Origin of the sequence: Erysipelatoclostridium sp. AM42-17, from assembly GCF_003480255.1 — a bacterium.
Taxonomy (GTDB): domain Bacteria; phylum Bacillota_I; class Bacilli_A; order Erysipelotrichales; family Coprobacillaceae; genus Faecalibacillus.
This window is the reverse complement of the sequence record NZ_QUIN01000016.1, coordinates 1-24,358: the sequence shown is the minus strand read 5'-3', so window position 1 is coordinate 24,358 and position 24,358 is coordinate 1. Positions and strand designations below refer to the sequence as shown.

General features: G+C 28.9%; 28 protein-coding genes. 8 read left to right on the top strand and 20 right to left on the bottom strand.

Annotation, left to right across the window (positions count from 1 at the left end; genetic code table 11):
- Positions 1–126: 126 nt before the first annotated feature.
- Entirely contained in the window at positions 127–885 is a 759-nt protein-coding gene (locus DW911_RS07090; RefSeq protein WP_118431302.1) for an SDR family NAD(P)-dependent oxidoreductase, read from the top strand.
- Positions 886–901: 16 nt separating this feature from the next.
- Here DW911_RS07090 and DW911_RS07085 read toward each other — a convergent pair whose 3' ends face one another.
- The 4 genes from DW911_RS07085 to DW911_RS07070 all read right to left on the bottom strand — a co-directional run bounded on the left by DW911_RS07085 (position 902) and on the right by DW911_RS07070 (position 3,501).
- Complete coding sequence (locus DW911_RS07085; protein WP_199589017.1) at positions 902–1,402, bottom strand: HD domain-containing protein; 501 nt, start codon at positions 1,400–1,402, stop codon at positions 902–904.
- Between the two features lie 123 nt (positions 1,403–1,525).
- Positions 1,526–1,987 carry a hypothetical protein gene (locus tag DW911_RS07080; protein WP_118431306.1) on the bottom strand — a complete coding sequence of 154 codons (462 nt, stop codon included), beginning with the start codon at positions 1,985–1,987 and terminating at the stop codon, positions 1,526–1,528.
- A gap of 1 nt (position 1,988) precedes the next feature.
- Positions 1,989–2,381, bottom strand: a complete 393-nt coding sequence (locus DW911_RS07075; protein WP_118431308.1) for a hypothetical protein — start codon at positions 2,379–2,381, stop codon at positions 1,989–1,991.
- A gap of 247 nt (positions 2,382–2,628) precedes the next feature.
- Positions 2,629–3,501 (bottom strand): LysR family transcriptional regulator, encoded by an 873-nt coding sequence (locus DW911_RS07070; RefSeq protein ID WP_118607640.1) that lies wholly within the window; start codon positions 3,499–3,501, stop codon positions 2,629–2,631.
- 104 nt (positions 3,502–3,605) lie between these two features.
- Here DW911_RS07070 and DW911_RS07065 point away from each other — a divergent pair, with 104 nt between their 5' ends.
- Positions 3,606–4,925, top strand: coding sequence for an MATE family efflux transporter (locus DW911_RS07065; RefSeq protein WP_158575440.1), 1,320 nt, complete (start codon positions 3,606–3,608; stop codon positions 4,923–4,925).
- 31 nt (positions 4,926–4,956) lie between these two features.
- Complete coding sequence (locus DW911_RS07060; RefSeq protein ID WP_118607638.1) at positions 4,957–5,583, top strand: pyridoxamine 5'-phosphate oxidase family protein; 627 nt, start codon at positions 4,957–4,959, stop codon at positions 5,581–5,583.
- 57 nt (positions 5,584–5,640) lie between these two features.
- On the opposite strand, the gene DW911_RS07055 is transcribed toward DW911_RS07060, so the two are convergent.
- The 4 genes from DW911_RS07055 to DW911_RS07045 all read right to left on the bottom strand — a co-directional run bounded on the left by DW911_RS07055 (position 5,641) and on the right by DW911_RS07045 (position 8,165).
- Complete coding sequence (locus tag DW911_RS07055; protein WP_118607637.1) at positions 5,641–6,684, bottom strand: metallophosphoesterase; 1,044 nt, start codon at positions 6,682–6,684, stop codon at positions 5,641–5,643.
- Between the two features lie 72 nt (positions 6,685–6,756).
- Positions 6,757–7,023, bottom strand: a complete 267-nt coding sequence (locus DW911_RS11345; protein WP_442896711.1) for a VanZ family protein — start codon at positions 7,021–7,023, stop codon at positions 6,757–6,759.
- On the bottom strand, positions 6,999–7,406 hold the full coding sequence (locus DW911_RS11000) for a hypothetical protein (protein WP_199669464.1): 408 nt from the start codon (positions 7,404–7,406) through the stop codon (positions 6,999–7,001). Before DW911_RS11000 ends, DW911_RS11345 begins: the two co-directional genes overlap by 25 nt.
- A gap of 198 nt (positions 7,407–7,604) precedes the next feature.
- Positions 7,605–8,165, bottom strand: a complete 561-nt coding sequence (locus tag DW911_RS07045; protein WP_118431320.1) for a sugar O-acetyltransferase — start codon at positions 8,163–8,165, stop codon at positions 7,605–7,607.
- A 254-nt stretch (positions 8,166–8,419) separates the two neighbouring features.
- Between DW911_RS07045 and DW911_RS11245 the strand changes: the two genes are divergently transcribed.
- On the top strand, positions 8,420–8,722 hold the full coding sequence (locus DW911_RS11245; protein WP_335673708.1) for a helix-turn-helix domain-containing protein: 303 nt from the start codon (positions 8,420–8,422) through the stop codon (positions 8,720–8,722).
- Positions 8,723–8,771: 49 nt separating this feature from the next.
- On the opposite strand, the gene DW911_RS07035 is transcribed toward DW911_RS11245, so the two are convergent.
- The 3 genes from DW911_RS07035 to DW911_RS07025 are packed head-to-tail and all read right to left on the bottom strand — an operon-like array spanning position 8,772 to position 11,431.
- Positions 8,772–9,068, bottom strand: coding sequence for an MGMT family protein (locus DW911_RS07035; protein WP_118431324.1), 297 nt, complete (start codon positions 9,066–9,068; stop codon positions 8,772–8,774).
- Positions 9,069–9,103: 35 nt separating this feature from the next.
- Positions 9,104–10,261 (bottom strand): MFS transporter, encoded by a 1,158-nt coding sequence (locus DW911_RS07030; RefSeq protein ID WP_118431326.1) that lies wholly within the window; start codon positions 10,259–10,261, stop codon positions 9,104–9,106.
- A gap of 9 nt (positions 10,262–10,270) precedes the next feature.
- Positions 10,271–11,431, bottom strand: a complete 1,161-nt coding sequence (locus DW911_RS07025; protein ID WP_118431328.1) for an MFS transporter — start codon at positions 11,429–11,431, stop codon at positions 10,271–10,273.
- A gap of 47 nt (positions 11,432–11,478) precedes the next feature.
- Between DW911_RS07025 and DW911_RS07020 the strand changes: the two genes are divergently transcribed.
- The gene (locus DW911_RS07020; protein ID WP_118607636.1) at positions 11,479–12,369 is read left to right on the top strand and encodes a MurR/RpiR family transcriptional regulator; all 891 of its coding nucleotides are present in this window, start codon (positions 11,479–11,481) and stop codon (positions 12,367–12,369) included.
- A gap of 9 nt (positions 12,370–12,378) precedes the next feature.
- Here DW911_RS07020 and DW911_RS07015 read toward each other — a convergent pair whose 3' ends face one another.
- The 5 genes from DW911_RS07015 to DW911_RS06995 form a co-directional block, all read right to left on the bottom strand.
- Positions 12,379–12,780 (bottom strand): C-GCAxxG-C-C family protein, encoded by a 402-nt coding sequence (locus tag DW911_RS07015; RefSeq protein WP_118607635.1) that lies wholly within the window; start codon positions 12,778–12,780, stop codon positions 12,379–12,381.
- A 115-nt stretch (positions 12,781–12,895) separates the two neighbouring features.
- The gene (locus tag DW911_RS07010) at positions 12,896–13,819 is read right to left on the bottom strand and encodes a calcium/sodium antiporter (RefSeq protein WP_118431334.1); all 924 of its coding nucleotides are present in this window, start codon (positions 13,817–13,819) and stop codon (positions 12,896–12,898) included.
- 206 nt (positions 13,820–14,025) lie between these two features.
- Positions 14,026–14,865 carry an HAD family hydrolase gene (locus DW911_RS07005; RefSeq protein ID WP_118431336.1) on the bottom strand — a complete coding sequence of 280 codons (840 nt, stop codon included), beginning with the start codon at positions 14,863–14,865 and terminating at the stop codon, positions 14,026–14,028.
- An 11-nt stretch (positions 14,866–14,876) separates the two neighbouring features.
- Entirely contained in the window at positions 14,877–15,716 is an 840-nt protein-coding gene (locus tag DW911_RS07000) for an HAD family hydrolase (protein ID WP_118431338.1), read from the bottom strand.
- 91 nt (positions 15,717–15,807) lie between these two features.
- Complete coding sequence (locus tag DW911_RS06995) at positions 15,808–16,077, bottom strand: hypothetical protein (RefSeq protein ID WP_118431340.1); 270 nt, start codon at positions 16,075–16,077, stop codon at positions 15,808–15,810.
- 382 nt (positions 16,078–16,459) lie between these two features.
- On the opposite strand from DW911_RS06995, the gene DW911_RS06990 reads away from it, so the two are divergent.
- Together DW911_RS06990 and DW911_RS06985 are read left to right on the top strand one after the other, a co-directional pair.
- Entirely contained in the window at positions 16,460–17,005 is a 546-nt protein-coding gene (locus tag DW911_RS06990) for a flavin reductase family protein (protein WP_118431342.1), read from the top strand.
- A 22-nt stretch (positions 17,006–17,027) separates the two neighbouring features.
- Positions 17,028–17,801: a hypothetical protein gene (locus DW911_RS06985; RefSeq protein ID WP_118431344.1), complete on the top strand. Its 774-nt coding sequence runs from the start codon at positions 17,028–17,030 to the stop codon at positions 17,799–17,801.
- 21 nt (positions 17,802–17,822) lie between these two features.
- On the opposite strand, the gene DW911_RS06980 is transcribed toward DW911_RS06985, so the two are convergent.
- The 4 genes from DW911_RS06980 to DW911_RS06965 all read right to left on the bottom strand — a co-directional run bounded on the left by DW911_RS06980 (position 17,823) and on the right by DW911_RS06965 (position 22,490).
- Complete coding sequence (locus DW911_RS06980) at positions 17,823–18,935, bottom strand: 5-methyltetrahydropteroyltriglutamate--homocysteine S-methyltransferase (RefSeq protein ID WP_118607634.1); 1,113 nt, start codon at positions 18,933–18,935, stop codon at positions 17,823–17,825.
- A 232-nt stretch (positions 18,936–19,167) separates the two neighbouring features.
- The gene (locus tag DW911_RS06975) at positions 19,168–19,935 is read right to left on the bottom strand and encodes an ATP-dependent helicase (protein ID WP_118431348.1); all 768 of its coding nucleotides are present in this window, start codon (positions 19,933–19,935) and stop codon (positions 19,168–19,170) included.
- Positions 19,936–19,942: 7 nt separating this feature from the next.
- A complete protein-coding gene (locus tag DW911_RS06970; RefSeq protein ID WP_118431350.1) occupies positions 19,943–22,249 on the bottom strand; it encodes a hypothetical protein in 2,307 nt (768 codons plus the stop codon).
- 4 nt (positions 22,250–22,253) lie between these two features.
- Positions 22,254–22,490 carry a hypothetical protein gene (locus tag DW911_RS06965; protein ID WP_118431352.1) on the bottom strand — a complete coding sequence of 79 codons (237 nt, stop codon included), beginning with the start codon at positions 22,488–22,490 and terminating at the stop codon, positions 22,254–22,256.
- Positions 22,491–22,663: 173 nt separating this feature from the next.
- Here DW911_RS06965 and DW911_RS06960 point away from each other — a divergent pair, with 173 nt between their 5' ends.
- Positions 22,664–24,256, top strand: a complete 1,593-nt coding sequence (locus DW911_RS06960; protein WP_118607633.1) for a hypothetical protein — start codon at positions 22,664–22,666, stop codon at positions 24,254–24,256.
- The last annotated feature ends 102 nt before the right edge of the window (positions 24,257–24,358 follow it).

The following is a 24,358-nucleotide window of genomic DNA, read 5'->3' as shown; positions in this document are numbered from 1 at the left end:
TAACACATTATGTTGTGAGCATTTTGTTAAAGTAAAGGTATAATATCTTAAAATAAAACAAATGTTTTACCCTCTTTATAAAAGCGCTTACATATGGTAAAATGGCATTATTGGAGGAAAATACATATGAAAAAATTAGAAAACAAAGTAGCCATCATTACAGGAGGAAATGCCGGGGTCGGTAAAGAAATTGCGAAGTTATTTGCAAGTGAAGGCGCAACAGTCGTTATTTCTGCAAGACGTCAACAAGCATTAGATGAAGTAGCCAAAGAAATTGAGGAAGCAGGAGGAAAAGTATTAGGGGTTCCTACTGATATTTCTAAAATTGATGATGTTAAAAACTTAATTAAAACAACTATAGACACATATGGTCAATTAGATATTTTAATTAATAATGCTGGAGTCTTAGATCAAGGATTAAATGCCATTGATCGTATTGATTATGATGATTTAAATAAAGTAATTGATATCAATCAAAAAGGAACCATGTATTGTATGTCAGAAGCTTTAAAGGTGATGACAAGTGGCGCTTCAATCGTTAATATTTCAAGTGTCGCTGGACAATATGGTGCTGGTGGTGCTGTTTATGTTTCTACTAAAGCCGCTATTATCGGGGTAACCAAACATACAGCTATGCGTTTTGCTAAAGAAAAAATTAGATGTAATGTGATTTGTCCTGGTAGTATTACAACAAGCATGGCAGCAGGTTTAACACCTGATACTATGGATATGAAAATGATGGGTGCTATGTCTGCTCATAGCGATTTATCATTACAACCTTGTAGTCCTTTAGACGTCGCTAAAGTTGCTTTATTTTTAGCAAGTGATGATGCTGCTCCATTAACTGGGCAAGTGATTGTTAGTGATTACGGTGTAGATTTATAATACTAAAAAAGATATCTTAGATATCTTTTTTTAAATATATGTATTCTAATAGTTGCTTTCCTGTTGCTGTTTTAAAAACTTGATCATACATATTTTGAATGGCTTGTATTGGATATTGACTTTCATCAGCATTAACAAGATAATCTGCTTCTATCAAGATTTGATAATCTATACCATCAATTTGATTAAGCGTATGATGATGTCCTACCAGATAAACAATTCTTTCTACCATTTCTTCAGGTAAAGCAAATTCTTCTAAAAATGTACGGGTTAAAATCATTCCTTCTTGTTCTTGATACTTACCTAAAGTATTTCCATATTTTTCTCTACATAATGGACAAGCAATATCATGAACAATCGCTGCTAACTCTAATGTATCTTGTAATTCTTGAGGTAAGTTTTCTTTTAATCCTATTGTTCTAGCAAAACTATGCACTTTCATAAAATGATTAATATCATGGTGATGACCATGAGCTTCTTTTATCATTTTTATCATTATTGGTGTTATATCCATCATGAATCCCCCTTATTACTATTATTGTAATACAAGTGTCGTTTTTTTCATATAAAAAAGAATTCAAACCTATTTATAAGTTGAATCCTTTTTCATTATTATCCTACTACCATTAATCAACCTGTTTTACTTTTCCTGCTTCTTTAATTTAAAATCAGCAGTTTTATCATTATGCGTAATCACAAAACGATAATTTTCTTTTAAATCTTTATCTACTTTATCAGACGCTTTTAAATTTTGGAAATTATAGTCTTTTTTCTCATCAACAATAACACGAACAGCTTGGTTTACTATTTCTTTTTTGGATTTTATTATTTTTACATTAACAGTATCTCCATCAGATAAAGTAAAGCCATATGTTTTATCAAAGGTTTGACTATTATATTTTAATAAATAAGAATTCACTTTTTCATCAGTAAAATGCACACAATATAGCCATATATCCTTATTCTTATATACTATTCCTCTTTTATCTACACCTGTTTCTCTTACTTCTTTTTCATTATCTGACACTTTATTTGAGGCACAACCAAAAGAAATCATAAGACAAAAAACAATAACAAGAATTCGAGATAACTTTTTAATCATATTACCATCCTCCAACTTTTGCTGTTACACTTTTATTCCCATGTTTTGGACATTTAAAATACTGTGTTACATATACATCTGATCCGTGTTTTACTTTTGTACCTACTGAAGCAGTAGATGTCACTTTACCCTTTTGTCCTCCACACTTTGATTCAAAATTTGTCCTTATTCTTGAGACTTGCATATAGGCTCCAGAATAGGTATTTTGATAAAAAGTAATTTCAACATAGGCTACTAAATGTGCTGAACAATTGCCATCAAGCGCCATCGCACCATAATATTCAGTTTTTCCATCTACTGATTGTGGTTTTACTGTAGCTTCAACTTTTTTAATATTTCCAAAACCAAATATAAATAAAAAACAACAAATAATACTCATTATAATTTTCTTCATTTTGCATCTTCCTTTCTCATCTTTTTTAAAGCGTCCCTTCTATATAAAATATACCTTATTTTGTCATTTTTTTAGTAAATATCACCTATAAAACATATCTAATCACATAAACAACATCCTATATCTATATTTTCAAACAGCAAAGCTATTATTTCTACAGGTAATACAATTATCATTTTTTACATACACAAAAAGTGAAAGATATTATTCAGATTATTAAAGAAAATCATGGTTAACCCATGATTTTTTAATATAATTCTATTTCTTCTATTTGCTTTAATTCCTCTTTGAGTTCCTTTAAAAATAAATCTATGATTTCATGATGATAATCAACTCTTTTTATATAATAGATAATACGATCATGGGGACCTTCTTCTATAGGATAGATATGTACATCTTTTAACTGTTTTGCCATAGAGATAGGAACAATAGCCCAAGTCTGATCTAATGATAAAAAATATTCTAGTAATGACATTTGATCAATACTCACTTTATAATCGGCAGTTGATTTAAACCAGTAATCATGCCAGGCATTAAATTCTGGTGTCCATGGCGTTCTAATTTCATAACTGACATCTAGCATACGAGGATGAATGGGTGTTGCATATTCTTTTTTTGATACTAAAACCATAGGGTCTTTAAATAAAGGGATTGTTTCAATATTTTTATAATACATGTCGTCGGAAACTAATGCGAGTTCTACCTGTCTATCGGCTACATATTGATAGGCTTCAATAGAATGACAATAACGAAAACATAGTTTAATGTGATCATTTTCATTGATAAATCTTTGAAATAAGTTTGTCAGTAAATAGGTACTGACACTACCTATAGAAGCTAAATTAAATACTTTTTTATGCGTTTTACTTTTTATCTGTTTAGCTTCTTTAAATAACTCTAAATATTTATGGGCAACTGAGATAAAAGCTTCCCCTTCTTGTGTTAATTCAATTTCTCTTTTTCCTTTTCCTCTAATAAATAATGCATATCCAAGTTCATTTTCTAAGTTTTTGATTCTTCTACTCAGTGCCGGTTGAGTTACAAACAATTGTTCTGCTGCCTTAGATAAAGAACCATTTTTAATAATACATAAAAATGCTTTTAATTCTAATTCCGTCATCTTATTTTCCCTTAAATATAAAATACAGTTTATATTTTATATTTGAATTATGCATTTTAAAATCATATTTACATTATTTATACTTCTTTTTGGGAGTGAAATATATGAACGATCTAACAAAAGGAAATATTTATAAACAACTTATCTTTTTAGCTATACCGCTTATTTTAGGAAATATATTACAACAGTTTTATAATACAATTGATAGTTTTATTGCTGGTCAATGGATTAGTCAAAATGCTTTTAGTGCCATTGGTACAGCAGGAAGCATAATGAATCTGTTTATCTTTATGATTAATGGTTGTTGTAATGGCGTGACAATTATTTTTTGTCAGTATTATGGTGAAAGAAATGAATTAGGGATTAAAAAAGAAATCTTTATTTCTTTATTAGTAGGTTTCATCTTTGTTGGTAGTTTATCTTTAATTGGTATTTTTAACTTAGACTTGTTTTTAAGATTACTGGCTACTCCTTTAGATATTTTCTATCTCGTAAAGAAATATTTAATGATTATTATTTGTTTTTTATTTGTTACTTTTATTTATAATTGGAGTTCTTCGGTATTAAGGGCTTTTGGTGATTCTAAGATGGCTCTTTATATTTTAGGATTGTCGATTGGTATGAATATTATTTTAGATAGTATTTTTGTCATTGGCTTACATTTAGGTATTCAATCACTAGCCTTTGCAACTATTATTTCTCAATTTATTTCATCTTTATTTTGTACTTATTATTTAGTGCATCGTTATTCTTTTATTTGTTTTCATTTTAATGAAATCACGAATATTAAACCTTTATTAAAAACAACCATTCATTATGGATTTATTTCTGCTTTACATCAATCTAGTTTGTATTTAGGTAAGTTACTTATTCAAGGTGCAATCAATAGTGCCGGTATGCATATTATTACTGCTTATGCGATTACTTCAAGAATTGAAGGTTTTATTAATTCATTTGGTGATAGTGGTTGTGTCGCTATTTCAATTATGGTAGGACAAAACTATGGAGGTCATCACCTTGAAAGAACGAAAGAATGTTTTTATAAAGGATTAAAACTGATGATGGGGTTTGTTGTGATCTTTTCCATTATTATGATATGTCTTACTCAACCGATGACCTTATTGTTTGTAGATGCAAGTCAACATCTGATTATTCAAGAAACTTATCATTATATGGTCACTATTTGTTTATTATATATCTTTTGTTTTATCGGTAATGCTTATGTTAGTTTTTATCGAGGGATTGGTCGTGTTGATGTCCCTTTTAAAGGAACATCAATGCATGTCACTATCCGCATCATTTTATCTTATCTTCTTATTGGTCGTTATGGATTAGCAGGTGTTGCCCTTGCATGTGGTGCCGGTTGGATCTTTGTGAATATATATCAAACAATAAAATATAAAAAACTTGATTTATCTTGTTGATTTTCTTTATCATATATTTAAGGAGAAAATTATGAAAGAAATTATCAATACATATCAGGACAATCTTATTTATATTTTTAGACAAGATCAACTTATTAACCCTACTTATCGTTATTTGGTTATCGTTAAAGATGGTACAGATATTATTCCAGTAGAAGGATGTCATATTATGCACTATCAAGAAGACTTTGAATCATTACTTAAGTTTTCTTTACCAACAAAAAATCGTAAAACTAAACAACTTATTTCATTAAAACAATGTGAACAATTAATTAATGAAATCACTTATGGGGTCCTTGCTTTTTCTGTTAACGACTTACCTTATAGCGTTGCTTTAAATCATATTGTTTTAGATGGTCATCTTTATTTCCATTGTGCAAAAAGTGGTTTTAAATTAAAGGGCATCAATTCCAGAGCCAGTTATCTTGTTATTCGTGATTTAGGCATTAACAAAGAAGTCGGAACTCATAATCATGAATCTGTCGCTATTTATGGTACTTTAAAAGAAGTTACTGATTTTGAAACAAAAAAGAATGCTTTATTGAAGCTTGTTTCATCTTTAGCCCCAAAGCATCCTTATCAAGATCAAATGGTAAAAGGGACAACCATTTTAGAATTAGAAATAGATTATATGATTGGTAAATCACATATTCGCTAAACAACGAGTCATCGTTGTTTTTTTATACAAAATTATTCATTTTCAATCGCAAAACTTTTATTTTCCCTGAATATCTACAATCACCATTTCACTATATCCTGATGTTTTCATCGCAAACCCCCATGAACCCATTCCTGAAGTCACAATAGCCTGAAATGATTGCATATCTTTATAACCATAATTTAAATCATTAATACCCAATAAATCATAAACTTGTTTTAAAGGAAATAATTGTCCTGCATGTGTATGTCCAGATAATTCAAGATCAATGCCTAACTTCTTATTGAGTTTATAATCTCTTGGTTGATGATCTAATAAGATAAAAGCATGTTGATTATCAAGTGATGATATGATGTTTTTTAAAGGCTTTCTATTTTTAATTGAATAATCTTGTCTGCCAATAAGATATAATGAATTGAGTTGAGTTACTTCATCTGTTAATACATGAACCCCGACCTTTTTTAAATGAGAAATAACATGTAATTGTTTTAAAGGCTGGACACCTTGAAAACCAATTTCATGATTTCCTTCGACATAATAGACAGGGCATAAATGAGATAGTTTCTCCCATATCTTTAATGATTGTTTAAAATCATCTTTTGTCGTTTTTTCGTCATAGATATCACCTAATAAAACAACGCCATCAGGTTTAGATTTTTTTGTTTGTTCAATCAGTTTATTTAAATCTTGTGGTTTTAAAGCCGTTGATAAATGAATATCCGAAGCCACTAATAACCTTGTATTATCTACTTTTTTATCAATCGTGATATCATAATGTGTTGTGACAATATGATGAGCATTATAAATACCATACCCACTTATTAAAAGACCACAACAAATAATAATTACCATCTTTTTAAGATTCATCTTGAAATAATGATGATACTTCGTCTTTTTCATGATTAGTGTCACTAAATCATATAATGCAAGTATAAAGATAATATTCATCATGATAGCAAAAGTGATTCTATGAACAATAAACAACCCAGCAAGAATAACAAGTATAATCAATAAGTATTTTTTATTTTTTATCAAACGTATAAATAAATCATAACCCATCAATAAGAGTATAATGAGTTGAATGAAATCAAACCATCCCATAAAATTCACCTCATCGTTTATTATAGCATCAAAAAATAATATATTTGATATGATTTCCAAACCAGATATAACTTATCTAAAAAAGCCTAAAATAAATGTAGTTATGATGATAACAACAGGCACATACCACATATTATCCTGAGTCTTGATATGACTTTTTGTTATCTTATGTATAATCCTATAACAAAAATAACCTATAACTGTTCCCATCACATTGGCAAGCAAATCATTTATGTCTGTTACTCTATATAAAGTAAATAACTGAACCATTTCTATTGAAAAAGAAAGTCCACAACCAATGAGTAGTATATTTTTTATATGTTGATTTTTTTCAGCGATAAGTGGACATAAAAAACCAAAGGAATAAATAAAATGATATTCATTAAAAATCCTAGACTCAATCCATCAATAAATGGCATCAAATTTATATGAGGATTAAAAATACCCACTTTTAATCTTGCCATTCTTATATATTCACTAATACAAGGAATACCTACTATATTTGTTAGCATAACACATAAGTAGTAATAAAATAACAATAACAAAATCACTGTTTTCACTTTGGGCATTATTCCATTTTTCTTATAAATGATCATAACCATCATACATATAACAATGATTCCAAATAAAAAAACAGGATTAACAAAAAACATATCTTTAATGGCATCAAACATACCAAGTTGAACAGTAACACCTAATTGACTACTTAAAACAAGATTCAATATAATATCCCCCTTTTTTACCTTATCTATTTTCTAAAATCATTTTACATAAAAAATATTAAGAATATCTTAGTATAATTCTTAATATTTTTTTAATATACTTCATTGAATTCCTGCTCGTATTGAATGCAGTTTAACTTATTTAGGTGAATCAATAAAACAAAGTATTTAAAAAGTGCCATTCACTAAGAATGACACTTATTTTTGTTCTATTGATTTTATGACTTTAGCCGGTACTCCAGCAATTAAACTATTATCTGGCATATCTTTAGTGACGACACTTCCAGCCGCAATCACACAGCCTTCACCAATGGTTACACCTGGCATAACTGAGACATTGGCACCAAACCAACAATTATCTCCTACTTGAATAGGTAATGCTTTTTCCAATCCTTGATTACGACGATGATAATCTAAAGGATGATTGGCTGTATAAAAGCCACATGATGGACCAATGAAAACATGATCGCCAATATCAATTGTCGCTCCGTCCATAAAATAATTATTAATATTAATAAAAACATCATTACCTAGTTTTATATTTTTACCATAATCAGCTGTAAAAGGACTAAGTAATACTAAACCATTAGGTTCATACCCTAATATTTCTTTAATCACTTCATCTCTTTTTACGTCACTTGGTTTTAATTGATTTAATTTAAAACATAGATCCTGACATACTAATCTTTGTTGAACCAATTCTTGATCATTATTAGCGTCATACCATAATCCAGCCTTCATCTTTTCTTTTTCATCCATGTTATTCACCTCTTTATTTTTATTATAAATACTGTTTCTAAAATTGTCTAACATATCATTTTCTTCATATTACCTTAATCAAATTGAAGTATAATACTTCTAACAAATATAAATTGTCCTAAGCAACAAAAAGTTGCGCCATAGTTGGTAGAGCAACCTACTCTAAAATAATATGATAAACATGTAAAAATGAAAGGAGAATTTCAAAAATGAATGTATATCCTGTATTTTATCTGGTATTTATGATCTAGCTTATTCTTATCGCTATTGGAGTTTATCTTCTTTATCTTATTATTAAGGCACTAAGAAAATACACTAAAGCTGCCCCAGTAAGAAAAGAAAAAGAGAAGAACGCTAAAAGTCTTGGCGAAGTTTTAAAACAACATCGCACAACTTGTAAAATGACCCAAGAGTTTGTAGCTGAATCTTTAGGCGTAAGTCGACAAGCGGTTTCTAAATGGGAAAGTAGTGCTTGTGCACCAAGTACAACCAACTTAATTGCATTAGGAAAACTATTTGGTGTGGTACCTGAAGAACTTCTTAAAGCAATACAGTAATGTCAAATAAAAAAAGACAAGTTATCTTTTCATGAGATTTCTTGTCTTTTTAACATTTCCACTGATATTTCTTTAAATCAACATGATATTCATCTTTTAATACGACACCCTCATTTTCTAATAACTGTGCTTGTTCATCCCATCCAGGAACAAGTCTTCCTGCATGATTAACCACTCGATGACAAGGATACTTACCATAATACGATGACATCGAAAGAATTTTACCAACTAAACGACTATTTTTTTCTCTACCTATTAATCTAGCAATCTGACCATAAGTCGCTACTTTACCTTTTGGTATTTCACTTACTGTTTCTAATACTTGATATATGATTTGTTCATCCATGAGGATTCCTCCTTGGATATTATTCTATCATATTTTTAATTAAATAGTTTTTGATTGTTACCATCAGGTATTTTAAAGAATAAGACCAATACTAAACCAACGATTAAAATAATCACCGATATCATAAATAAGATTTGATATGTAGAAACATCTAAAATCATACCGGCTATATTTTGAAAAACGATTGAACTTAAGTTTCTTAATGTTTGAACTATCGCTAATGCTGTAATTTGATGTTTTTCATCAACTAATGTACTGACTACTTTTAAGTTAATCATAATAAACAACATACCTGAAGGATGTTTTGTAAGAAGCGTGATAATAACTTGAAAGGGCATGGCTACGTTAAAGGCATAACATAAAAATTGAACAATAATCATCATATAAGCAATAATCAGTAATTTTTTATTAGCTAATTTATCCATGAATTTATGAGAAAATAAAACAATAGGTGCTTCACATAAAACAGCAAATGATAAGATTGTTGAAACTACACCTACAGCTAATCCTTCATGATGAAACATAGAAGGAATATAAGTATTAGCCATATTTGTTAGACCTTGAAATAAACAAGCGATAACAAGATAATATAAATATTGATGATTATGAATTAAATGATGATCTTTTTCATTTGTAACTTCTTTTTTAACTAAGTCATGAGGCGTTTGTGTTCCTAATAAACCTATAATACATAATATCATCGTGATGATAAAACATACAAAAATAGCTTGAGGGGCAATGAAATCATAAATTGTTCCTGCTAACCATGAACCAATAGCGTAACCTATCGTTCCCCATATTCTAATTTTTCCATATTGATAAGGTGAAGATGATGCAATCTTTTCCATAACTGGATTAGTTCCATTAATGAGTGTAAGCACAAAACTATAACCAATAATAATGGAAATAAGATGACTTGCATACATAAAATAAAGTCCACCTACCCCTGCAAGGATAAACAAGACCAGATTAACAATTTTAACATCATAACGATCACTTAACACCCCGATTACAGGTTGGGCTAACATCGAGGTTAAAAATGATGTTGAAACAACCAGCGAGACTTCACTTGCTTTAAAACCTTTATCTAATAAATAAACTGAAATTAACGCAGAAAAGACAGCCCATGATAAATAATAAAAGTTATACATTAAAAAATAACTTAAATAACTATTTTTATATTTCTTTAACATATGTTCCTCCTAGTGAAATAATTTGAGTTTTTGATTGGTTGGTACTTTAAAGAAACAAATAAGAATCATACCAATCATTGAAAAAACAAATAAAACAAGATAAAACTTCTGATAAGATAAATAATCTATCATATATCCCGCTAATAATTGAAAAACAATAGAAGCAAAACTCTTACAGGCAGATACTAAAGATAGTGCTGTATTTTGTAGTGTGGGTATTACAATGGTGGTTATGATTTTTAGATTGATCATCACAAAAGCCATTGTAGCAACGGTTTTAGTTAAAAAGACAACGATAATTTGAATCCATAAAGAAGTGATAAAACTAAAAGTAAAGAATTGAATAATTAATAAAACAAAGACACTCATGAGTAATTGTTTATTTGTAAAACGATTCATATAAAACTTCGATAATAAAATAACCGGTACTTCTGATAAAGTGGAAAAGAAAATGACAATCGAAACATCATCCATCTTTAAACCACTATATTTAAGCATCGCTGGTAAATATAAATGATGAACATTAGTCACACCATAAAATAAACATACAATGATGAGATAATAAGGAATATGTTTAATCTTAAAAACTTCTTTCATTGAAACCTTTTTAGTTTCCGTAACTTCAGGAAGCATACTTCTCGTTCCTAAAATTCCAATTACACATAATATTTCACCAATAGTAAATAAGACATATAAACTTCCTGCTCCTATATTTTGGTAAAGAAAACCAGAAATCATTGTCGCTACAGCATAACCTATCGTTGCCCATACTCTAATAGCGCCATAAGGGAATCTTGAAAGAATAGCCATTCTTTCAATAATGGGATTAGTTCCATTCGTCATCGATAAAACCAAACTATAAACTAAAGCAATAAGATAAAGATTATCTAAAAAGATAAAAATGATACTCAACATACCGGCTATTAATAAAAGTAAACTATTAACATATCTTGATTCATATAAATCATTCATCTTCCCTATTATCGGTTGTAAAACAACCGATAATATAAAAGAACAAGATACGACAAAACTTACTTGAGTTGCTTTAAATCCTTTATCCATTAAATAAACTGAAATAAAACCAGAAAAGAAAGCAACACAAAAGAAAAAGAAGAAATACATAAGGAAATAACTGAGATAACTATTTTGATAACGTTTTAAAAAATTCATTTTATCTACTCCTTCATTTTTTATATAATAGAAAAAGAGGTGATGATATGCTTTTACAAGAAAAGCTGAAAGAATATAAGTTTTCTCATAATGAACAACTCGTCATTGATTTCATTTTAAAACAACAAGAAAATATTAAAGATTATTCGGCTAAAATGATTGGTGATGAAACTTATACTGCCCCTTCTACTTTAATAAGAATTGCCCATAAATTAGGTTTTGATGGTTGGTTAGAGATGAAAGAAGCTTATTTAGATGAAGTGATTTATCTTAAAAATCACTTTCAAAATATTGATCCTAACTACCCTTTTACAAATCAAGATACAATGATGGATATAGCTCATAAGATTGTTCAATTACATATTGAAAGTGCTAAAGATACTGCATCCCTGTTACATCATGATTCTTTGCAAAAAGCCATTCAAATTTTAAGAAAAGCTAAAGTTATTAAAGTCTTTGCTATCGCAAATCTTAACTATGCGGGTGAAGAATTTGTCTTCAAATTAAATCGTATTCATAAAACAGCATATATTCACTCCGTTCAGGATAACCAGTTTCAAGATGCTATTATGACGACCAAAGATGAATGTGCTATTTGTTTATCTTATTCTGGGGAAACCCCTACTTTATTAAAAACAGCCCACTTTTTAAAAGAAAATCAGGTTCCTATAATTGCGATTACCAGTTTAGGACAAAATAGTTTATCTGATTTGGCTGATGTTTCGCTTCATATCTCTACTCGTGAAAAATCATTTTCTAAGATTGCTGGATTTACTTCTTTACAATCTATTCATCTGATTTTAGATATTCTTTATTCATGTTTATTTTCATTAAACTATCAAGCTAACATTGACTATAAAATCAATGTCGCTAAACGAGTAGAATTGAACCGTGAGATTGATAATAAAATTATTGAAGAAAAATTGAAAGAAGACTAGTTCTTCTTTTTATTTTAGACATTCGTCTAAAATAGCGACCCCTTGTCTTAATACTTCACTACAATCTCTTTTTCTTTCTTGATTGATTTCTAATATACGATGGCAATGTATCGCCCCTATTTGTTCTTTAAAATCCATGGCTAAACATTTACCACAAGCATAACTTTTAAGTTTAGATTGAGGATGATCAAGACTTCCGTCACTGGTTTCTAAATAAGAGGTCAACATAGCCATTAATACCGGTATACAACATATTTCTTCTAATCCGGCAATTCCTCTGCCTAGTCCTTCTACCATTTTAAATAATTTCTTTTCATCTATATCTAAGACATCTTGATAACAACTTAAAAAGGCTTGAGCACAGTTATACCCTTTTTTATGTAACATCATCACTTGTTTTTCTCTATTCATTTTCTCACCTCACCTGTAGTTTAATGATTTTAAAAATTTCATAAATATAAAAAAATGAGAATGAATGACCATTCTCATTTCTTAAATGATTTTATTATCAATTTGTAAATAACATTTACATCAAACACAAATAAATAAAATAAAACATATAACAAAGAAGCATGATAATACCACAAGGCTTTCTTAATTCTTGATGTTTCATTGTACCAAACCATAAAACTAAGCCAGCTCCAACAGCAATCATTCCGTCAATAATAAATTTACTTTCAAAAGGAACACTACAAATAAGAGCCGTTGTTCCAATAACAAAAAGAATATTAAAAATATTACTTCCTACAATATTTCCAATTGCAATTCCAGCATTTCCTCTTTTTGCGGCAGTTACCGAAGTCACAAGTTCAGGGAGCGATGTCCCAAAAGCAACAATAGTAAGACCTATAAATCTTTCACTCATTCCAAAATATCTTGCAATTGCACTTGCTCCACTTACCGCAAAGTCACTACCCTTAATAACAAAAATTCCTCCAATAAGAATAAAACCAAGACATTTCCAGATAGGAACATTCTTTTCTTCATCTTGATTTTCACCATTTTTTGCCATGATAAATAAGTAAACAAGATAAGCTAAGAAAAGTATCCACAAGAATATACCTTCAATAAAGGTAATTTTCATATCAGTAATACCAAAGATAATAAGCATGATTGTAATAAAAATCATAAAAGGAATTTCATAATGAATGGTTGATTTATGTATTTTCACATTCGTTATAAGCGAGGTAATACCTAATATAATAAAAATATTTAAGATATTACTTCCTACAACATTTCCAATAGTAATACCGGCATTTTGTTGTAAGGCCGCTGTAATACTAACTGCTGCTTCAGGCATACTTGTTCCCATAGCAACAATAGTAAGTCCTATAATTAATTGGGGAATACCCAATTTTCTTGCTATGTTGGCTGCTCCCTCTACAAACCAATCAGCTCCTTTTACCAGAAAAATAAAACCTACTAATAAAATAATAATTTGTTTAATCATAACAATGACCCCCTTCTTTTTATTTTGCAGTAGGTATGAAAAAAGCGGACTCCTACTGCGTTGCAGTAAAAGTCTCGCTATTCAATCACTTTCCGAGCTATAAATTTTATAACTGTACTGACGAAGAAGTGAACCGGTTAATCGGCAAGCTACTCCCTTTTATAAATTTATTCTATCAAAATCTATTATTTCAAACAATCCTTTGATTAGATTAATTTTAAATATTTAAAAGCATGATATAAACCATCTTCATTGACATCATCAGTAATGTAATCAGCTGCTGCTTTAATTTCAGGTCCACCATTACCCATTGCTACATTATAGTTACAACATTCAAACATTGATAAGTCAATTTTAGCGTCACCAAAAGAAATCGTATCTTTTTTATCTGCGTGTAAGTAATCTAATAAGACTTCAATAGCGTGTCTTTTAGTAATACCTGTAGGTCCTAAGTCACCAAATAATGCCACTTCTCCTTTACCTCCCCAAGTATTCGCTACTAAATGAGGAAAGTCTTTTTTAGAATCTAAATGATCTTGATATGTTCTTAAAATAAAACTTATTTTATTGACATCATCACGGTATAAATCTTGACCTTGTAAGTGAATAAAACCATCAATAAAGTGTTGAGCCGAAGTTTTGGCATCTTCTAGATTAGCCCCTTTACCTCGAGCATATTTCACCATTGTTTCTGGTCCTTGTTCTAACATATAGTCATTACAATACATCCCACTATTGGCTTCTAAATAAAAACCAATATGTCTTTCATTACACCAATCAACAATATTCTTTACATCCTCTTTTGATAAACCTTGGTGCATGACCACATGTCCTTGATCTTCTACATACGCTCCATTACCACCAATCATCCCATCTAAATCACATAAATCTCTTTGTAGAATTTCAGCTTTAGAACAACCTGTACAAATATAGACTTTATGTCCATTCGCCCTAGCCATATCTACTGCTTTTCCAGCTGATGCTGGCATTTTTGCTTCATAATCAATTAATGTTCCATCTACATCTAAAAATACAATTTTACCCATATTTCTTTCTCCTATATTAATTTTAAATATTTAAAAGCATGATATAAACCATCATCATTAACATCACTGGTTACATAATCAGCTGCCGCTTTAATCTCTGGTCCACCATTACCCATAGCTACATTATAAGCGCAACATTCAAACATTGATAAATCCACTTTTGCATCACCAAAAGAAATCGTATCTTTTTTATCTGCATGTAAATAATCTAATAGGACTTCGATAGCATATTTTTTATTGATACCTGTTGGTCCTAAATCGCTAAATAAAGCCAATTCCCCTTTACCGCCCCAAGTATTATGTGCTAAATGAGGGAAATCTTTTATCGCATCTAAATGATCTTGATAATCTCTAATAATAAAATCTATTTTATTTACATCTTCTCGATAAAATTCATCACCATGAATTAAAGTAAATGAACCAATAAATTCATTTGCTTTTTCTTTAGCTTGCGATAAATCAGCCCCTTTACCTTGACCATATTTAACCATAACATCAGGTCCATCTTGTATCATTTGATCATTACAGTAAACTCCACTGTTTGTTTCTAGATAAAAGGCGAGGTTTCTATCTCGACACCACTGCACTACTTTTTTTACTTCTTCTAAAGGCATAGCACGATGCATAATGACTTGATCATGATCTTCTACATATGTTCCATTACCTAAAATCATGCCATCTAAATCACATAGATTTCTTTGTAGAATTTCATCTTTAGAACATCCTGTACAAATATAGACCTGATGACCATTGGCTCTAGCAATATCTACTGCTTGCCTAGCCGATGCTGGTAATTTTGTTTCATAATCAATTAATGTTCCATCTACATCTAAAAACACTATCTTACTCATTTTTGTTTTCTCCTTGTTGTCTATTATCTTTATTATATCGTAATTAACTTTAATTGAATATGTCATTTCAAGAAGTAAAAAAAGAAATTCCTTACAGAATTTCTTTTTTTATGCTTTCTATGTCTTTAGAATCTAATAACATATCAAATACTAAATCATATTCATCTAATGTAAGATCTTGTAAAAAATCATCATTATATCCAGGATAAGATTTATGAAAATATTTCAAAACCATTTCCTTTTTGGCATTTTTTCTTTCAAGACCTCTTTCTAAGGCTTTAGACCATTCTTCAAATTCAATCATTTCTTCATCTGATAATAAGATATCTTCTCGATTATAACGCTTAAATTTTCTTTCCATAATCTTAATCACCTCTTTTTATTATAGTCATTATAAAACCAAATTACATATTAAAACAAGCCTTGATAAGGATCATATCTAAAATGATGTATAGTTTTATCAAAAAAGTTGATACAAACTTTTATTCTTAATTATCAAGTATCATGCCTAATTACAATATTTGAACATAAAAACAGGAATGTCACCCCCGCCAATATGGGCGAAGGAACATTCCTGTCTACAATTATTATAAAGAAAATTAAATAAGTAATCAATTCTTAGTAGACAGTCGAAAATATCAACTTTATTTTCTACATTTAATCAATATCTTACTTACCTTCATATTATTTCACTTTCATAAATAAGTATGAATGTTATACTTATAGTAAGGAGGAAATATAAAATGAGAAAAGACTTAGGAGATAAAATGCAGTTTATGCCTTTACCAGTATTAATGATTGGTACTTATGATGAAAATGGAAAAGCAAATGTAATGAATGCTGCCTGGGGTGGTGTTTATGATTACAATCAAATTATGATTTCACTTTCTAAACATAAAACAACAGATAATCTAGAATTAAAGAAAGCTTTTACTGTTGCTTTCGCAACAAAGAAAACAGAAAAAATTTCTGACTACTTTGGTGTTGTTTCAGGTAATAAAGAAGATAAAATAGCTAAATCAGGTGTTCATGTTATTCATGGTAGTAAAGTAGATGCACCTATTATTGAAGAATATCCTTTAACATTAGAATGTACTGTTGAATCATTTGATGATGGTATTTTAATTGGTAATGTAGTTAATGTATCAGTAGATGAAGATTATTTAGATGATCAAGGAAAAATAGATGTAGATAAGATGGAAATTATTGCTTTTGATATGATTTCTAATACTTATCGTGTATTAGGAGATGTTGTTGGTAAAGCCTTTAAAGATGGTTTTGAATTATAATATAAAAAAGTAAGGGATGCAAATGGAAAAGACACCAGTTGTTACAAAAGAATTTATTAAAAAATATATACATAATGGTAATTATTATAGGGGTGGATGTATTAAAGATTTCGCTAAAAAGAATCATCTTACAATAATTGAAGCCACTGTTATCATTGATGATTTTACAAAACAAAATCAACAAATAATTGATGAAATGACTAAGAATTCTTTAACACCTCATCATCATTATTTATTAGTACTTGTCATTGAAATCATCATTGGTATCTATTTTGTAACACAAAACTATCATTATAAATCGCTATTTAGAATAATAGGATTAGGTATCACAATGGGTTTTTTATTCTTTATCATTACTATCTTTTTATGGGGCTTTTGGGATATGCTTACAGGAAAGATAACCTATCAACCTACAGTTAGTAAACAATCAAATATAAATCAAAAGAAAAAGTATGGTGCTAATCATTGTCCAAAGTGTGGCAGTACCAACATTTATTTATATGATGATGCTCCAGGAGGATATGATTATATTGAACCTGGATGTATGAATCCTAATCATTATAAAGATGTCAAATATTTTACAAGTGTACAGCATTTTAAAGATGATTTCATGGATCCAATGTATAATGCTCAATCTTTTAAAATAAAAAGAAAAAAGAAAGTGACTTCTAAAAGTAAAGTCACAGCTGCTCTTTTAACTGGTGGTATGTCTATTCCTTTTACTAAAGGGATTAAAAAGAAAGTATCTAGTGAATGGGCATGTAGAGATTGTCATTATCACTGGTATAAAAAATAAAAATTATAAAAGAAGTATGGGTTATCCCCACACTTCTTCTGCTATTTCTTTAACTAATTTTAATTTAGCCCATTGTTGTTCTTCTGTTAATTTATTACCAATTTCACAAGAAGCAAAACCACATTGTGGACTTAAATATAATCTATCTAAAGGAACATATTTAGAAGCTTCATGAATTCTTCTGATTACTAATTCTTTATCTTCTAAATCTGGTCTTTTTGTTGTAATTAAACCTAAGACCACTTTTTTATCTCCTGTTACTTGTCTAAGTGGAGCAAAGCCACCAGAACGTTCATCATCATATTCTAAGAAATAAGCATCTACATTTTCTTTACCAAATAATAGATCAGCAACACCATCATAAGCACCTGAACTAAAGTAAGTAGAATGATAATTACCTCTACATACATGTGTATTAATCATTAAATCTTTTGGTGCCTGAGCTACAACTTGATTATTTAAATCTAATAATAATTCTTTATATTTTTCTAATGCTTCTCCAGTTCTACCAGTTAAGCCAACTGCTAGTTTAGGGTTAACCATACCACCCCATACACAATCATCAAATTGTAATTGATGACATCCTGCTGCGTAGATTTCATTAACAAATTCTACATATCCTTTGACTACATCACTAGCAAAAGCTTCTTCACTACCATAGATTTCTAATGTTTTATCTAATAAATCAGCACCTGTAAAGAAAGCATAGAATTGTCCTGGTGAAGGAATAGTTTGTTTAGCAACAGTATTTTCATCTTCTAATGTTTTAACAAATTTAAAGTGTTCTACAAATGGATGGTTTTTAACAGAAATTTTACCTGTCATATATGTATCATCAATCATGGCTGCTTCACCATCAAATGTTTGATTACCATCAATTGTCTTTTTATGTTCTACCCCATTAAATCCCCACATAAAGTCTAAATGCCAAGTTGAACGTCTAAATTCACCATCAGTAATTGTATGATATCCTAATTCTTTTAATTTATTAACTAATTCAACAATACATTCATCTTCTACTTGAGTGAGTGCTTCTTTAGTTATATTTCCTGCTTCAAAATCTTTTCTTGCTTGTTTTAATCTATCTGGTCTTAAAAAACTACCTACAAATTCATATCTATTTAATTGACTCATTATATTCATTCCTTTCGTATTCATCATTATTTTATCAATGGAATAAATAGATGAGTAATATGTTTTTTATATATGTTGGTATAGGTTGAGACTATGGCTAATTTTGTTATATTTTTCATAATAAATGCAATGAATGTACTAATTTCTAGTATAATAAAAAGATAAATAAAATATCTATCTTTTCATTGTATATACCTTAATTTTATCACTAAAAAGGGAACCCTTATTTGCCCTAGCTCATTAATTCTTTAAAAGAAATTGAACATATTTCATCTGTTATAATTCTTGATTTCATCTTACGTTTTAACTTAAAACATGCTTTAATATATTTTTTTGACCAAGTTGTTTTATTCTTAATTTTAGCAGATTTAGGATGTTCTTCGCAAAATTTTTTGAACTCTTTTAACCAATATTTATTCATATTTAATATTGAGGAATAAATATCAAACAGTTCTTCATTATTAAATACTTGTGTATCTTTATTTTTTAAATATTCATTAAGGGCTTTTAAAAATTCTCTCCATTCATCCTCTTTAATTTTCTCATTTTGAATACCAATCCAATCAAGAATTCTAGGATCATTATCTATAATGGTTCTGTCTAGCAAACTTTGCCACTGTCTCCACGATAGTTTTTCAACTACATCTACATCAATTGTTGAAAGCACAAAACATTGCTCATAAAAGCTTCTTCTTGAGGAATTTTTTCCTTCATCACGTTTTCTATCTATATTTGAAGCTAAAATTTTTATTTCATCCCAAAACCTTCTTCTTTCATAAACTGGTATATCATATTTTTCTAAAAATTCTCCTAAAATTAATCCTAAGTTATATTTAGACATAACTCCTTTTCCAAATCGTTCCTCGATATCTGTCTCAATTTCGGGAATTTCTTTTTTTAATGCGTTAAGTATATCATCAACAGATGCCTTTTCTTTTGAAGAAAGCATACCATCATAAAATATTCTTCCTTTACTATCAATTGTTACTAATTTACTCATAGCACTCCTAACTTATACTTTTATAGTATATATCTTCAATTTTGTTAATTATATTATTCGCTGCATCTTGTGGATCCATATCTGTAAATTTTTTATTATCCACATCAAACATATCAAATTTACCTTCATCTAAGTATAGCAAAACATATTGTTTTAACATTTGTTCTCGTAGATATTCATGCTGTAGCTCTGGATAATCTGATAATCTTGTATATGCTATATGTCCAACATTTAAAATTATTACTCTATTATCACCTGCTTCACACCACGATCTTTTTGGATTATCTGGTAAATCTTGACTTTTTATATCAAATGCATCATTTTTTCCATTCTTTTCATCAGAATTTAAGTAAAATTTCAAATAGTAAAAAGTAATTTTATCCCCTTTTTCATACATATCATCATCGTCATTAGCAATTAAAGTTGCACGTAATTCCAAAACACCCTTTTGTATATATTTTTCATATACCTCTTTAGAGAATTTAATTTCCTTTATAGGTTCTGTTATTACTTCTTCAAACGGCATCATTAAACCTTCAAATGATGCTACATGTTCAATCATTTGATTCATCGGATCAGTTGCATTATGGACTCTAATACTTAATTTATAGCTAAGGGGTTGATTTCTTTTATTTTCCAGCCTATATGTAATATTTTTTAAGGATTCACCATAATTAACTCTCCTGCTCTGTTCATTTGGAAACTCACATGAATGAACTGTCATTTTTACTATTTCTCTTGAATTATCTGGTTTATCAACATCATAAAAGAATGGTAATTCCTTATTTTTTTCCTTATTACTTCCAATTACTTTTACTTTAATTACTATTCTATTTTCTGAATATTGTCTCGAGTTTATTGATGTTACTTTGTGTCTTATTACCTCGTCATGAATATTGGAAGGATTTATAGATATTTCGTTATTGTAAATATTTGAAATACTTTCGTGTGTTTTTGCGTCAATTATATTAATACTAATATCAAATTTCTTTTTAGTTAAATAAGAATTTGATATTCTTATACAAAATGAAATCATGTCATTAGATGTTACTTTCTCTGTCCCAGCTTGAGGATAAGATATATTCTTTAATCTCACATCAAAATTTGATTTTTGAGGACCTTTTCCTAAATCCTCAAATCCTAAGCTATCAAATAATCCTTGTATATCCTCTGCAATTTCTTGTAATTCTTGTTTTAATTTTCTATCCTCAGACTCACGATCTTTAATATATCCCCATCCTATAAGCAAGTCTTTGAATTTTTTATTTGTGTAGTTTCTTAAATTCTGAAATTGTCTCCTTGTTTTTTTATATTTATTAACGCCAAAATGAACAGTATCTTCTATTTCTGCAAGCTCTTCTTCCCATGATTCATCAACCTCAATATAACCCCAAAATTTCTTATTAATTTTGGATGGAATATCTTTTAAATCAATCTCTCCAATTTTCATACCTTTCCTATAATAAGATATACCTTGCCAAATGTTTTTACCATCTTCAAAAACATATAGTCCAAAATGTTTTACACGATAACTAGTATCAGAATACTTCTCAGGTGATTCTAATTCAAACACTTTGTTACCATTCTTATAATTATCAGGCAAACCCACAGGTACACCATTAACTGAAATACATGAATCTTGAGGCAATCTTTCTATTATTAACCACCAAGACTCTTGAATGTATTTTATTATCTCACCCGAATTAATTGAATCCATTAATTCTTTTTTTGGATTAACAATAATCACTCTTGTCCCAACAGTGGTTTTATTTTCTAGTCCTAATTCTGACTTAATAAACCTTTTGGCTTCTTCATTTTCAAATGCCTTTTTATGAACTTGACCCGCTTTATTATGATTTGCTATATAAATACCATCTTCTCTTAAGGAATCAAAATAATACGTATAATCATTAGAGGCTACTGAATATACACTTTTCCCAGCACCAAAAAGACCTCCTCCAGTTGTATTACCACCTGAATTAAACATAGATGTAAACCTAGCAAGTCTCTCATTACTTCCTAATGAAATATCTTTTTCCATATATTTATTTATATCATCAGTAGACATATTTTTCCCAGTTAACCCCTGTGTTCCAAAATCTTCTACTATAACATATACACCTTTTTCATTTTTAACTACCGAAATATCACACTTCCAATTTTTCCATTTTTTGGTTTTACGCGCTCCAACCGCATTTTGTATAGCATCTTTTTGAAAACCATTTGGAAAAGAAACTCCTGCACCTTCATAGGCTCCTATTATCCAATTTACACTATTTTTGTAGTTTTGTGGAATTTGTGAAAGTTCGTTCATATTATTAGTCCTCCAAAGTGAATTTTGTATTCTTTCTACAATCAACCTTACTAAACTTCTTTTTTGCTTCCTTTAATTCTAATTCAATTGCATTAAATATTTTATCTACGTCTTTTGATGTATATTCATACGTACTAGTATTTGAACAATTTGATAGCAATTGAATCATATCTATTATTTTATTTGTTCTTGCTTCAGCCAATCTAACAAATCTATCTCTTTTTGTTTCAGTATTATGCATATTTCCACCTCATTTAGAATATATCTTACAATTTAAAGATATCATATTATAAAATTATTGTATATATATTTTTCATATATTTGTAATATTTTTCATATATTTTAATATTATCGGATTATAATGGTTTATTTTATTTATAATTAATGTATAATTAATCATGAGAGGTATTTAATATGTGGAAAAATTTAAATAAAGAAAAAAAAGATGAGTATAAAAGAATGATTTTGGCTTTTTCTAGCTTAACTGAAATGTTTTCTCAGAAAAACAATAACAATAACACTCTTTTAACTCCAATAATTAATTCAAAATTTCAAGAAACAATATTTCAAAAAGTATTTGGGGCATCGGCAGAAGATATATCCAATACTTCCTTCGATGTTGCCCTAAAAGAAAAAAACAAAAAAAATCAAGAGACTAAATACTTAATTGGTATCAAAACATTTGGATTTAGCTCAAACTATCAAAAAGTGGCCCAATTTAAAGCTCAAAATGACTTATGGTCACCATTAATTAATACTATTAATAAAAATTCTTTAAATAAAACAAAAGAACAAATAAATAAAATAAACAACAATATATATTTAACTCTTGCTAAAAATATAGCTAAATTACGTAATCAAAGAATTCAATCATCAATAGCAAATATTAAAGGATTTAATATCCATGAAAACGATAATGTAGAAGCTATTTATCATGTACTAATGCCGTCAAATAAAAATCTAAATTCCAATACAAATGGTACTGCACAAATTCATGTTGGTGAAACTCCCTATACTCTCATTGATATTAATAATTTAAAAATAATAGGCTGCACAGGGAAAAGTCATCCATCAAACTTTGAATTCACTGATGGGATACATAAGTATAAATATACATCTGCAGATTGCCAATTATATATGGATTTTGATAATACTAATATCGTCAAAGAATCATGGAACGTACAATATGCGCAAAATGCTTATGACATTTTTGCAAAAATCGCTGAATATGCTGATAACTTCAATTTGGAAATAGGTACAAATGAGATTATAGAATCCTATTCATGGAAAATTACTAACAAAAATAACGAAGTTGAATTATTCAGTGGATTTAATTCATTTTATGGTGTTGGTTCTAAATCGCCAATCTCACAAAGAAAACGTAACTTAGATAAATTTAAAAAACAATTTATAAGAGAACTCGATACGATAACATATAATAAAATTATTTCATATATTGAGCACTATCTCTTTTCTGAAGCCAAAACTAAAGATGCTAAGATTTGTAAAGCAACTGAAAGAAAAAAATTTATTGATTTCATTTTACAACAAAAAAATGAAACATTAACAAACGAAACTTTAAAATTATTATTTAGACCAAAAAATGAATTATACATTCCAATCCCTAATTCTTTTAAATTTCATAGTAATTATCCTAATTTTTTTGGAGACAATACACTTGAATTTGATAATAAGAAAAATATAATCACAAACCCAGCAAATAGAGAATTTAATTTAATATTTGAACCATCTGGAGACTCAATAAAAGCATATATTACGCAACAAGCAGGAAAAGCAATTGAATCAGTTAAAAAACAAACATATTTAGGAGAATGGATCCTAAGAAATGTATTCCAATTAGAAGAATATGAGCCACTGACAGTTACCAAATTAAATGAACTTGGTATTAATGGTATAAGACTATATAAAACTTCTCAATCAAGTGATATTCATATTTCATTTATATGGATCGATTCAGATAATCCACCTGAAGATTATTTTGTATAAACAAATCAATCTATAATAGTCAAATATATTAAAAAGTCTGACCACAAAAAGGGTAACCAAATAATTTAGGGGGAAAGCCAAATTATTTAGGGGACAACTTTA